11 protein-coding genes are annotated in these 12,921 nt (G+C 61.1%); 4 read left to right on the top strand and 7 right to left on the bottom strand.

The genetic code is table 11. The features are described 5' to 3' along the window. Positions 1-68: 68 nt before the first annotated feature. Complete coding sequence (locus CDV44_RS04775) at positions 69-953, bottom strand: LysR family transcriptional regulator (protein ID WP_087686891.1); 885 nt, start codon at positions 951-953, stop codon at positions 69-71. Between the two features lie 165 nt (positions 954-1,118). Here CDV44_RS04775 and CDV44_RS04770 point away from each other — a divergent pair, with 165 nt between their 5' ends. After that, positions 1,119-2,246 (top strand): agmatine/peptidylarginine deiminase, encoded by a 1,128-nt coding sequence (locus tag CDV44_RS04770; RefSeq protein ID WP_087686890.1) that lies wholly within the window; start codon positions 1,119-1,121, stop codon positions 2,244-2,246. On the opposite strand, the gene CDV44_RS04765 is transcribed toward CDV44_RS04770, so the two are convergent. After that, entirely contained in the window at positions 2,247-3,239 is a 993-nt protein-coding gene (locus tag CDV44_RS04765) for a sulfonate ABC transporter substrate-binding protein (protein ID WP_087687236.1), read from the bottom strand. Positions 3,240-3,411: 172 nt separating this feature from the next. On the opposite strand from CDV44_RS04765, the gene CDV44_RS04760 reads away from it, so the two are divergent. From CDV44_RS04760 to CDV44_RS04750, 3 genes are all read left to right on the top strand, one after another. Further along, a complete protein-coding gene (locus CDV44_RS04760) occupies positions 3,412-4,485 on the top strand; it encodes an AraC family transcriptional regulator (RefSeq protein ID WP_087686889.1) in 1,074 nt (357 codons plus the stop codon). A 151-nt stretch (positions 4,486-4,636) separates the two neighbouring features. Further along, positions 4,637-5,845, top strand: a complete 1,209-nt coding sequence (locus CDV44_RS04755; RefSeq protein WP_087686888.1) for a hypothetical protein — start codon at positions 4,637-4,639, stop codon at positions 5,843-5,845. Between the two features lie 66 nt (positions 5,846-5,911). After that, complete coding sequence (locus CDV44_RS04750; RefSeq protein WP_087686887.1) at positions 5,912-8,302, top strand: autotransporter domain-containing protein; 2,391 nt, start codon at positions 5,912-5,914, stop codon at positions 8,300-8,302. Positions 8,303-8,341: 39 nt separating this feature from the next. Here CDV44_RS04750 and CDV44_RS04745 read toward each other — a convergent pair whose 3' ends face one another. From CDV44_RS04745 to CDV44_RS04725, 5 genes are all read right to left on the bottom strand, one after another. Then, on the bottom strand, positions 8,342-9,217 hold the full coding sequence (locus CDV44_RS04745) for a prephenate dehydratase domain-containing protein (RefSeq protein WP_087686886.1): 876 nt from the start codon (positions 9,215-9,217) through the stop codon (positions 8,342-8,344). A gap of 11 nt (positions 9,218-9,228) precedes the next feature. Then, entirely contained in the window at positions 9,229-10,302 is a 1,074-nt protein-coding gene (locus CDV44_RS04740) for a 4-hydroxyphenylpyruvate dioxygenase family protein (RefSeq protein ID WP_249277405.1), read from the bottom strand. Next, positions 10,280-10,696 carry a RidA family protein gene (locus CDV44_RS04735; protein ID WP_087686884.1) on the bottom strand — a complete coding sequence of 139 codons (417 nt, stop codon included), beginning with the start codon at positions 10,694-10,696 and terminating at the stop codon, positions 10,280-10,282. Before CDV44_RS04735 ends, CDV44_RS04740 begins: the two co-directional genes overlap by 23 nt. A 101-nt stretch (positions 10,697-10,797) precedes the next feature. Next, positions 10,798-11,478 carry a Crp/Fnr family transcriptional regulator gene (locus CDV44_RS04730; protein ID WP_087686883.1) on the bottom strand — a complete coding sequence of 227 codons (681 nt, stop codon included), beginning with the start codon at positions 11,476-11,478 and terminating at the stop codon, positions 10,798-10,800. Positions 11,479-11,481: 3 nt separating this feature from the next. Continuing rightward, on the bottom strand, positions 11,482-12,882 hold the full coding sequence (locus CDV44_RS04725; protein ID WP_087686882.1) for a PLP-dependent aminotransferase family protein: 1,401 nt from the start codon (positions 12,880-12,882) through the stop codon (positions 11,482-11,484). Positions 12,883-12,921 lie beyond the last annotated feature (39 nt).

Here is a 12,921-nt window from a genome sequence, read left to right as displayed (position 1 = left end):
CGTTGTTTTAAAACCGGCACTTCCGCCATTCGCTGGCGGGGTGCCGGTTTTCTATTTCCCACCAGACGTTATGCGGCTTGCGCGATCAGCCAGTCGAAGACTTCCGTCACGAATGCCGAGCGCGGCTCGCCCTCGACGCGCGACACCCACCATGTGCGCCCTGCTATGCGGGGATAGCCGGGAAGCACGCGCAGGCGGTCTTGTTTCAGACTTTCGTCCGCCAGCAATCGCGAGATGCACGCGATGCCCTGCCCGCGCAACGTGGCATCGAGCAGGAGACGTTCGTCGTCATAAATGGCGCGCTTGCGAAACGGCGCCAGCGCATCGCGAAACAGCGCCGCCGTTTCGTCACGCGTGAAGCTCTCTTCCAGACAGATCAGCGAAGCGTGCGCTGGATGCTGATCGTGGGGGATGCCTGCCAGTCGTTCTGCCAAGTCTCGCTCGGCGACGATGACCCACTCGTCTTTCAGGAACGGTATTTCCAACAGCCCGGTTTGCTGAAGCGGCCGGTCGCTGATGGCAATGTCGATGTCCGTCTCGTCGATGAACCGCGCCGCTTCGTCGGTCGATAACATCGGACACAGTGCCGGGTTGCTCGCCTGAAGTTGCTCGATACGCGGACTCAGCCAGCCATGCAGCAATGACGCCGGGCCCGCGATAGCGACGAGGCCGGGGTCGAGATAGGTTGCGATGCGGCCGAGCCCGTTCCGCAACGTGTCGACCGAGCGTTGCACGCTGCGCTGGAGCACTTCGCCTGCGACCGTCAATTCCACGCCCCGCCCGACGCGCCGAAAGAGCGGCTGGCCGATTTCGGCCTCCAATTGCTGGACCTGATGGCTGACAGCCGATTGCGAAATATGCAATTCGTCTGCCGCCCGAGAGAAATTGCCGTGGCGGGCCGCCGCCTCGAAGCCCATCAGCAATTTGAGCGAAGGAATACGCTGCCGAGTCATCGATGCCCACCAAGATATGAGAAAAATTGATTAATCATAGCAATAAACCTCGCTTTTTATTATCAACGGGATGACGCAAACTGCGTCGACTGCCTGAATTGCCGACGCACCGGCGATCGCTCGATGGCGTAATCTCGTGCGGAAATGCATCGACAGGATGGAGATATGCAAGCAAGACGTCGTTTTCTGAAGCGCGGATTGGTGGCCTCGGGCGCGGCACTGGTAAGCGGCGCCGTCACCGGCGGTCTGGCCCGTAGCGCCTTCGCCGCTGGCGCGCCGGACGGCAATGCGCTGTCGTGGACGATGCCGGACGAAGGCGAACGTCACACAGCCACGTGGATGGCCTTCGGGCCGAGCGAGGACATCTGGGGGCGCCGCATGCAGCAGGCGGCTCAAGACGGGTTAGCGCGGATCGCTCAGGCGATTGGCGATTTCGAGCCGGTCAATATGCTCGTGCGCGAGGAAGACTACGACGTGGCCCAACGCAAATGCGGCGACGCCGTGAACCTGATCGTGCAGCCGATCGACGATTTGTGGATACGCGACACCGGGCCCGTGTTTGTCCGGGGGCGCAGTGGCGAAAAGGCAGGCATCAACTTCAACTTCAACGGTTGGGGGAAAAAGCAGGCTCACGCCGACGACGCAAAGGTTGCCGCGTTTGTCGCACAGGAAGCCGGTGTGCGCCTGTTGAGTACGCGTCTGGTGCTCGAAGGCGGTGGCATTGAGGTCGACGGCGAAGGCACCGCCATCATCACCGAGAGTTGCGTGCTCAATCGCAACCGCAACCCCGGCGTCGACAAGGCGGCATGCGAGTTGGAACTGAAGCGGCTATTGGGCCTGCGCAAGATCATCTGGTTACCGGGGATCGCAGGCAAGGACATTACCGACGGTCACACCGATTTCTACGCACGATTCGCCCGCCCGGGGGTGGTGCTCGCCCATATGGAGAGCGATACGAGTTCCTACGACCATGCGGTGACCGTGCGCCACCTCGACATTCTGCGACAGACGTCGGATGCCGCAGGACGCAAGCTGCAAGTGGTCGTGCTGCCCGGTCCGAACAGCGTTCGCAGCACGTATGAGTCAGACGAGTTTGCCGCCGGCTACGTCAACTTCTACGTGTGCAATGGCGCGGTGATCGTGCCCCAGTTCGGCGACAGTCAGACCGACAAGAGCACGCGCGACAAGCTGCGCGATCTGTTCCCGAAGCGAGAGATCGTGCAGATCAATATCGACGGCATTGCAGGGGGCGGCGGCGGCATTCACTGCACGACGCAGCAGCAGCCCGCCTGATCACCCCAATGACGGCGGTGCGGCTTGTGCGACGTCGATGCGCTTGGGCAGCAGATTGAGCTCAAGGAACGCGTCGGCGATCTGCTGCTGTTCGGCCAGCGTGGCACGCGTGATCCGCTCGATGCCGAAGCGCTGGCGCGACAGCACCAACTCGACCGCATCGCGCGGCACACCCCACAACTGCGCGTATTCGGATGCGGCCGCCGCACGATTCGCCTCGACCCATTTGTCGACGCTGTTGAGTTCTTCGATGACCACGCGCAGCACGTCCTCGTTGTGTTGAACGTAGGTGCGCGACGTGAAGAAGTACAGGCGATTGCCAACGAGGCCCGTGCCGTCGGCCACGAGTCGCGCGTCGAGCGACTTCTGCGCGACCGCGAGGAAGGGGTCCCATATCAGCCACGCGTCGATAGCACCACGCTCGAACGCCGCGCGCGCATCGGCAGGTTGCAGGAACACTGGCGTGACGTCCTGCGGCTTGAGGTTCGCCTGTTGCAACAGGCGTACATACAGATAGTGCGTGTTCGAGCCCTTGGTGAACCCGACGCGCTTGCCTTTCAACTGCGCAAACGACGTGATCGGCGACGCCTTCGGCACAAGCAACCCTTCGCTGTTGGGCCGCTGGACGCCCTGCCCGAAATAGACGAACGGCGCCCCGGCCGCGAGGGCAAATACCGGCGGGGCTTCGCCGACATCACCAAAATCGATCGACCCGACATTGAGCGCTTCGAGCTGCGGCGGCCCCGACGGGAATTCGGTCCATGTCACGTGAACGCCCAGCGGCGCCAGCCGCTTTTCCAGCGTGCCGCGCCCCTTGAGCAGCGTAAGCAGCCCCTTCTGATTGCCGATACGAAGCACTCGACCACCGGTCGCGCCTGCGGCCCCCGGCGCCCCCGATTGTGCGGAGGCGATCGGGGCGGCAGCGGCATAGGCAAGCGCCGCAGCGCCGGTCGTCAGCAAACGGCGGCGAGCCGCGGAGAAGTGGGCAGACATGGCGAATCCATCGAAGTTGAGTGTGCCGTCCAGACTAATCGGCCACCGGTACGATGGGAACGAATCGCTTGTGGAATGCTTATGACGCCGCGGCTGCATCTTTTCGAAAGCGCGTATCCCAGCTATTACAATCGAGCCTTTAGCCGCCCCATTGAATTGACTGGAAAACAGCATGCTCTCGGGCAAATTAAAACTCTGGTTCCGCCAGTTCCAAAAGTACTACTTCACCTACAGCAAAGGGTTCTACCACTTTCCCTACAGTGGCAAGGCGCCCGACAAGCTGGTCGACAGCTTCAAGGGGCTGCCGTTCGTCACGCACTCGGTGAGCCAGCAATACTTGCTGACCGCGACCCCGTTAATGGAGGGGCAACTCCACTATCGCGAACTGGAAGACGGGTTCTGGCTAATTTATTCGAAGATGCGGTACAAGGCCAATGTGGCCTTCGATTTGATTCACGACGACGCCGAGAATAATGACTACTACATGCTGAGTCTGAACAACATCAGCAACGTCGTGCGCACGTATCGCAAGTTTCACGAGGGCGAGGTGCTGTTCCCCAAATACAGCTGGACGTTCTTCAAGCCCTTCGTGCGGAACTGCTCCGTGAACTTCAAAGGGGACGACAGCCGTTTCATCACCCTCTTCTTCAACGAGCGATGGCTGCAAAAGAACCTGATTCCGAGTGAGCTTTTTGCCGAGGCCAGTCTTGACCAGTTCATCGAGTCGGATGCCGATTACCTGCTTTGGCCACTCGCGGAACGAGAGGTGCCGCTCGAACATTTCGCCTTGTTCGATCAGTTGACCCAGATAGGTGTCGAGACGCAACGGCCCGACCTGCTGAAAATAAAACTCTCTGTCCTGAATCTGATCATCGATTTTCTGCGGCTATGCAAAGCGCAAGATGTCGTGGGGAATCATCTGCCCGTCGACCACGCGGACCGATTCACGACGCATCGTGTCGCCAACTATCTCGACAACCACCTGCTGGAGAAATTTCCGGGGCTGGACTTTCTCGCCGAAAAATTCGAAATCTCCAAAACCCGGCTCAAGGACGAATTCAGAAATCAGTTTGGTGCGCCCGTTTATCAATACTTCCAAGCCCAGCAAATGATGCTGGCGCGCACATTGCTGGCGGACAAGCAGCTATTGGTCAAAGAACTCTCGTCAAGGCTCGGCTACGACAACCCGAGCAAATTCTCTGCCGCCTTCAAGAAGCACCACGGCATTCTGCCCTCGGAACTTTGATCCCTTCGGCTTTTCGGAGTGTAAAAACACGATCTCTCCGGCTTTTCGGGCGAGTAATAGGGCTAAAGGCGGCCAGTTTTTTCGCCGTTTACCTGACATGTGCTGACGTCAACGCAACGTCTAAAGTGACGCACAAATCGGGGAGAGCCAAATGGGGTACACAACAAGACATGCCGGACTGGCAGGCAAATTCGCATTCGCGCTGACGTTTGCGTTGACGGGAATCCCATCCGGCTTTGCCGTCGGCAGCGGATGGACGACGGTGTATCGGGACAACTACGATTACTCGACCGATACCGCCACATTCAACACATGGTTCTGGCGAGAGGACTCCACTGCGACGCACGGCTTCAACGTGACGACGGCAGACGGCGCGTGTTCCGCTGCGACCCCGTGCGTAAAGCTCACCGCACTCGCTTCGCCTGACAACACGGCCTACGTCAATGCCGAGATGTACAACAACTCGTGCCCGCGCTACGACGACGGCAGCCTGGATTCCCTGAAGAAAACCGCGTGGGGCCGGTCGCTTTATGCGCAGATCGTTTTTAATTGCGGTCTCCCTTACCCGTATCGGGTAAGCGATCCGAAGACGCCAAGCGTGGCACCGACCGGCGTTACCAACTCATGGATCACGCGTGCGGCACCCGTCCCGCGTCTGAACCAGAACACGTTTGCGTTCTCCGCGTTCGATGCCGAGTCGCCGTGGAAAGCCGTGCGCGATGCGGCCTTCAATAATCCCTTTTCTTTGCAGCGCTCGCTCGCTGTGCGCATGACGGCAGACATCAAGGCCGAAACCAGTGACCAAGGCGGCAGCCGCGGTTGGGGTTTCTGGAATACGACGATGAATCCCGCAGACATGCAACTGGCGTGGTTCATGGAATACAGCCAGCCCGGGGCCGATGGGGCGAGAGGTGTCTACGCACAAACCATCGGCAAGGACGCTGCCGGCAAGTGGGCGTTCTGCCAGACAAAATTGCCCGATGCCGCCGCGAATGGCATCTATGACGGCTTTCACCAATACGCCGTCATGCTGGTTTCGATGCCGATCAATGCGCAAAGGTCGGCCAACGCAGTGATCTACGCCATCGATGGAAACGCAGTCGCGACCCATTTGCTGAAAGTCGACCAACCCATGGCGTTCCACAACTGGGTCGACAACCGCGACTACACCAACGCGAAGCCTGCGAACTACCCGCTGACCAAAGACAAATCGAATTTGATTCGGCGTTTCGTCGTTCAGCGTATCGAGCGTGCCGGGCGGGGCGATGGTGAATTGAAGTCGATCCCGATGACCCAAAGCGAAGGCACCACCTGCGTTGACATGAACTCGATGACGCCCATTCACGGGATCGCACGCTGAGATTCGCCGTCGACAGCCAACTCGGCGTGTCGTCACAAAAAAATATATCGAGATAAATAAAGAACAATGACCCGTTCCCGCACGAAAACACCCCTCAGGATCATCGCAGCCGTCGCATTCGCCAGTGTGTGGGGACACGCCTCGGCGGCGTGCGATCCGACGATCCGCTACATGCAACCGGCCTACCCGCCGGGCGGTGATCCGGTCGGCGGCATCAGCAATTATTCGTATGTCCTCCGAAACGGCGAACTGGTCAAACTCTATGCAGATTGGACGTTATGCACGTTGGCCGGTACCAGTGACACCGTCGTCAACACGGCGGGGTACTCGATCACGGTGGGCAACAGCGCGCCGACGGGTTCGGCGAACACCTACGCGGGCGTGTTGGACGGCGCCGGGGGGCTGGCGGTCATCAACGGTGTGAGCCTTACGCTGTCGGGCGTGAACACCTACACTGGTCAGACGACCATCACCGGGAGTACGCTGGCCTTGACGGGGGTCGGAAGCATCGCCAATTCGAGCAACGTGCTCAACAACGGCACCTTCGATATCTCCGGCACGAATGCCGGTGCGTCGATCATCAGCCTGTCGGGCGCGGGTAACGTCTTGTTGGGCGCGCAGACGCTCACGCTGACCAATGCGAGCGGCACGTTCTCCGGGACGATTTCCGGCAGCGGCGGGCTGACCATTGCCAGCGGCACCGAAACGCTGAGCGGTACCAACACCTATACCGGCACGACGCTCATCAACAGCGGGGCAACGCTTGTACTCGCGGGCCTCAGCAGCAATCTGCTGGGTAATGTGGTCGCGCTCGGCTCACTGGTCGTCTCGGGCACGAGCGCTACCATTTCGATTGCTAACGTGTCGGGATCCGGCAGCGTCAATATCGGCGCGTCGTCGCTGACGTTGACGAACCCCAGCGGCACTTTCAGCGGCAGCTTGATCGGCACCGGCACGCTCACGACACAAGGTAGCGGGTCTCTCGTGCTCAACGGCAATAACGCGGCGTTCACCGGCACGACCCGAATCGCCAGTGGCACGCTCGAAGTTGGCGATATCAATACCCCGGCGGCCGTGCTCGGCGGCAATGTGCTCGTCGATACGGCCGGCACGCTTCGCGGCCATGGCTCGATTACCGGCAACGTCACGAACAACGGGACGGTCGCACCGGGCGGCTCCATCGGCACGTTGTCGGTCACCGGCAACTATGTGCAGGCGAGCAACGCCACACTCGCCATCGAAGTCAGTCCGACGGCGGCCTCGATGCTCAAGGTCAGCGGCAGCGCCACGCTCGGCGGCACGCTGGCGATCACCTACGATCCCGGCACCTACAGTGCGAAGACCTACACGCTGGTCTCGGCGAACGGCGTGAGCGGCACGTTCGCCAACACGACCAGCACCGGCACGGCCAATATCGGCAACCTCACATCGTCGCTGGCTTACGGGTCGAATACGGTCGATCTGGTGCTGGCGGCCGCTGCGTCAGGTACACCGGTAGTGATTGCGCCGACGGGCACGAGCATTTACGCGGCACTGGGCACGACGGCGGTGCTGGGTGCGCAAGCACAAGCATCGACATTGCTGGAGCGGATGGGGCGAATGGGGTTGTCATCGCCCGGGACGACGGGGAGTGATAGACAAGACCGGCAAGGCTGGATCGATGCCACGGGCAGCCGAACCAAAGTGGGCGGCACGAACGGCGAGCCGGGATTCAATGCCAATCGGTATGGATTCCTCGCGGGGCTGGATCAGCGGCTGGGCGAGTACACGGTCGGTGTAGCGGGCGGGTTCTCCCACGCGGACGTCAAAGAGGACAGCACGGGCAACGCCGGCACGATCGACACCATTCGTGCGTCGCTGTACGGCAGCCGCGACGTCGGTCCGGTCAACTTGGCGGCGACGGTGGGTGCTGGCCTCGCGTTCCTGTCGCAGAAGCGGCCGTTCGGCGCGCAGGGGACCGCCGAGGGCGACCACATGGGACAGGAAGTGAACCTTGGTTTGCAAGGCAGCCTGCCGATGTCGTTCGGCGGCGTGACGGTGACGCCACGTGTCGGGCTACGATATGCCTACGTCCATGCGAACGGGTTTGCGGAAAGCGGTGCGAGCGGCAAAGATCTGAGCGTTGGCACGGACAACGTGCATAGCCTTCAGCCGTATGTCGGCGTGACGTTGGGCAAGGCCTTCGGCGATAGCCTGAACCCGGTCGACGTAGAGCTGCGCGTTGGCTATGCGCACGAACTGCTCGACGCCAACCGCGCGCTCGTCGTCACGTCTCAGGACGGCACGCTGTTTGCCGCGCCGGGGGCATCCCTGCCCCGCGGCTATCTGACGGCAGGCGCAGGGGCGAAGATGCATCTGACGAAGTCGCTGGAAATTTCCCTGAACTACGACACTGTGTTCAATACGTCGCGCGCATCGGTGCAGCAAGGTAGTTTGCGGGCGAACTATCGGTTCTGACCGGCCCCTGGCATCTGGCAACGCCCGCGCAGGTACCGCTTAATACTTTCGCGGGTAGGAGCCGAGCAAACGAATGTTCGAATTCGCCGCCAGGAATGTGGCGAGTGCGCCCACTTTTGCGTGCCCGGCAACTTCGACGACGTACTTATGGGTGTCCAGCGTCTTCTTGCTCGGACGCTCGTAGATATCGAGAATCTTCACGCCGCTCCCATCAATGGCCTTGAGAACCGTTGAGAACTGTGCGTCGGATGTCTCGACAAGCAGCGACGTCTTGTCGTTACCCGTGGGTGCCGGCATGTCCCGGCCGAGGACCCACCATCGCGTGACGTTTTGCGGCCCCTCTTCGATCCCATTCGCCAGCGCCACAAGGCCATAGATTTCCCCGCCGACCTTGGGCCCCATCGAGGCCTGATCATGGCGTCCCCCCTTGGCAACCGTTTGCGCCGCTGCACCGCCGCTTGCCGACGCCACGCGCTGCACGTCGGGCATTTCCTTATCCAGCCAAGGCTTCACCTCTTCGAGTGCCACAGGATGCGCCAGCACCTGTTTGATGTCCTCGCGTTTCGTGCCCGGGTTTGCGAGCAGGCTGTAGCCGAGCATCTTGGGATACTCCGCGACAATCTGCACGTCGGCCAGCGAGAGAACGTCGTCAAGGTACGGTGTGACGCCAACCGCGGACGTGGTCACAGGCACACAGATTCGGCTCACTTGACCCGACTGGTATTGCGCGAACAATTCATCGCGCGCAAGTGGCACCAAGTCGGAAGCGCCGTAAAGATCGAGACACGCCTGATGTGTCCATGAGCCCGCCGGTCCTAAGTAGCCTGTGTGTCCCGCCGCACCGGCATTTGAAATACATGCCGCACTTGCGATGGCGATCACGAATGAGAGCCGGGTCGATTTCCACATCGTCATGTCTCCTCGATTCAAATACGCGTGTTTTCGCTGGCGTTCAAACCACGTTCCTGCTGGTCATTCTCCTGCGATTCGAACAAGGCTTTGAAATTGCCTTCGCCGAACCCGTCCTCGCCCCGTCGCTCGATGATTTCGAAGAAGACAGGGCCGATTTGCCGTTTCGTGAAACGCTGTAGAAGCACGCGCTTGGGCCCCTTTCCGTCGACGAGAATACCCCGGCCGGCAAGGCGTTCAATGTCCAGACCGTGATTGGGCAGGCGAGTCGCAATGCCAGCGTAATACGTCTGCGAAGGCGCGTGCATAAACTCAATTCCCGCCTGACTCAACTTGTCGATCGTGTTTTCAATGTCAGAGGTCAACAGCGCAATGTGCTGGATGCCCTCCCCGCCATAGTCACGAATAAACTCGTCGTTCTGGTTCAGCACCCCGGGCTTGTCATGGGCCGCCGCTGCCACCGGAATCGACACGCGGCCACACGGGCTAACCATGGAGCGCGCGCGCATCCCCGACATGTGTCCCTTGACCTCCAGATATTGCTTCTCCGCAAAGCCAAACGTGTCGCGATAGAAGTTCGCCCAGCGGTCGAGGTTCTCCGGATGCACGATGTTCGACGTGTGGTCCACCGCCACGATGCTGGCACCGCCATCGGCGATATTCCATGCCTCGGCAGAGACGTTGAATACCTGCCGGAAGTCGAAATCCACGAAGTACACCAGGCTGTCCCCGATGCCGAGAATTGCCGGGGCATCGACGACGAAGGCGCCGTCCTTGCTCGCCAGCGCCACCTCAGCCCCGCCTGCGAACGCTTGTGACTGTGCTCGCGCTGCGTCATTGACACGGATGCCGATGGCCCGCACCGACGTGCCATGCGTCTCGCGGAAGCGGTTCGGCATCCCGTTCACGATGAACGCCGCCGCCCCCTGTGTCATCAGATAGATGTCACCCTGTGCCTTGCCGCGAAGGCGAAAACCAAGGTTCTGAAATAGCTCTACGAGCCCTCGGGGATTCTCGGCAACGAATTCGACAAACGCGAAACCGTCCGTCTTGACTGGGTCGCTCATGTCAGGCCTTGCGCGTTGCGGCAACGACCTTGATTTCGACGATCAGCTCGGGGCGAGCCAGCGCGGCGATGCCAAGAATGGTCCATGCCGGGAAATCTGAGCGGATGTATTGCGCCTTCACCGCGCGGAAGTCCGGCAGATGGCTCGTCAGGTCCGTGTGGTATGAGACCAACTCGACCACGTCGGTGAAGTCCAGGCCGAGTTGAGTCAGTACCGCAGCGATCCGCTTGAACGCGGCGTCGATTTGCTCCGTCGGTGACTCGGGAATGGTGCCGTCGGCTCGCAGGCCGATTTGACCCGCGATAAACACGAGTCCGTTGGCGGTGACCGCCGGGGAGTATTGAAACAGATCGAAGATACGATTGCCGCCGAACGTGGCATCGTCTTCAGGCAGGCGCAGGCGCTCGATATGGCTCATGGAGATTCCTTATCGTTAGGGGAATGGGCAATTCGCAAGGGACTGCATGCACATCACTCTATCGAGGCGAAAACGCCAAGTCTGTATATCGCGCTACCAAATCACCCGAGAAGTCGTGAGCGATCGATGACCCAAATGCGGCGTTGTTTTAATTCGATCACGCCAAGGTCGGTCAGGCGCTTTAACGCGCGCGTCACGGTGACACGCGTGGCGCCGGTCATCGCGGCGATCTGCTCGTGGGTCAGAGCAATCGAAATCAGCGTGCGGCCGTCGTGCACTTCGCCATAAAGGTCGGCAAGGCGGGCGAGGAGTTCGCCGATACGCATTTCCGGTTTGGGCAGCGCCAGATATTGAATGCGCGATGCGAGCACGCGTTGCTTGAGCGCAATGATGCGCATCAGTGATACGGCCAGTTCGGGACGCGTTGGAATCGCGTCAAAGATCGCGCGAATGTCGAATTCGATGAGATCGGCATCTTCGACCGTGATCGCGGTGGCAATGCGGCTATCGCCCTCCACCGCAGGGCTTTCACCGAACATCGACCCCGGCCCCATGACTTCAAGAATGAACTCGGCACCATCGTGCTGAAAAATGGAGACCTGCACGCGCCCGGCGAGCAGGAAGTAGAAGGTGAAGCCCTGCTCTCCCTGCCGGTAGATGACGGTGCCTTTGACGTATTTCTTTCTGTGTCCGAGATGGGCCGCTTGTGTCCAGATATCGGCCGTCGCGTCGTCGAGATGCCAAGTTTGCGTCGTGGGAAGCGCGAGTTTTTTCGTGGGCATGAGTCATCTCAGGCGGCGTATGACATCGGCGAGGCGCGCCGAGGACCTTGCCAAGTTGGTCTCAGGTGCGGTGGCCACGCCCAGCAATAGCCCAGACCGGGCAGTCTCGGGCGTCACGTACCAAGGCGACAGGGCCGCCGGCCCCAGCCCGTAGGTCAGCAGCGCTCTCGCCACGTCGACATCCGACACGCCATCGGGCAAGCGAACCAATACGGCAAGGCCGGCGGATACGGTTTCCAGTTCGTGTGTTTCGAGGCTCTGGAGTAGCGCCGCGCGTTGCGCGAAGTATAGACGCTTCAACCGCCGTAGATGCCGCAGATAGTGGCCCTCCGCCATGAACTTGGCGGCAGCGAGCTGCACCGACGGCCAAGGCGCAGGCGCCAGACATGCGGTGACTTCGGCAAACTTCGAGGCGAGCGGCGGCGGAACGACGACGAACCCCAACCGCAGCGCTGGGCTGATGGTCTTGCTGAACGAGCCAATATGAATCACCCGTTGGCCTCGGTCCAGCGACGCCAGTGCGGGTGCCGCACGGGCGCTCAACTGCAACTCGCTGAGATAGTCGTCTTCGATGATCCACGCGTCGTTTTTCGTCGCCCAGTCCAACAGTTGAAGACGTCGCGCCAACGATAGCGTCGGGCCTAACGGTGCCTGTTGGCCGGGCGTCACCAGCACCAGCGACGCCTCGGGTGCGTTGGCGATGCCGTAGGCCACGTCGATTCCCTCGTTGTCGACCGGTACGGGACAGAGTTTGAGATGGGCCAACGTCAGGCCGTGTCTGGCGAACGGGAAGCCCGGATTCTCAACCCATGCCTGTTTCCCCTCCAGCCCCAGCACTCGCAGTGCGAGACCCAGCCCGCCGCTGAATCCGCTCGTGACGATGACCTGATCGGGCGAGCATGCGATGCCGCGTGCAAGACTGACGTACGCCGCGATTTCCCGACGCAGGTTCGGTTCACCGCGTGGGTCCGGATAAACGACGGAGGGGCTGGACTCGGCGCGAAGGGCAAAGGCACGAACGTGGGTGAAGAGCTTCGCCGGCAGCGTCTGCTGGGCCGAGACACCCATCTGGAAGATGGCCGGCCCGGCAGTGAGCCCTTCGTAGGTCCGCATGAACGGGCTCGGATCGTAGGCGGTGTCGGGCGTCTTGCCACGGGGCGGCCGCTCCGCCACCCGTGTGCCTGCGGCGCGCGACGCCGTGATGAGTTGCGCGTCCGACAGCCGGTCATAGGCGAGCCTGACCGTACCTCGTGCCACGCCGAGCTGTGCGGCAAGGTCGAGCCACGACGGCAAACGCGCCCCCGGCGCCAGCGTGCCGCGCTCGATGGCAGCGCTGATCGCCAAACGGATCTGCTCGGACAGTGGCGTTGCTGCTGAGCGGTCGAGTTGAATCTGAAGCGTCATTGGCCTCTCCCGGCAGAGCTGGTGGTACAGCAAGAATGT

Source organism: Pandoraea sp. PE-S2R-1 (assembly GCF_002179865.1).
GTDB lineage: Bacteria > Pseudomonadota > Gammaproteobacteria > Burkholderiales > Burkholderiaceae > Pandoraea.
This window is presented reverse-complemented; position numbering and strand designations above follow the sequence as displayed.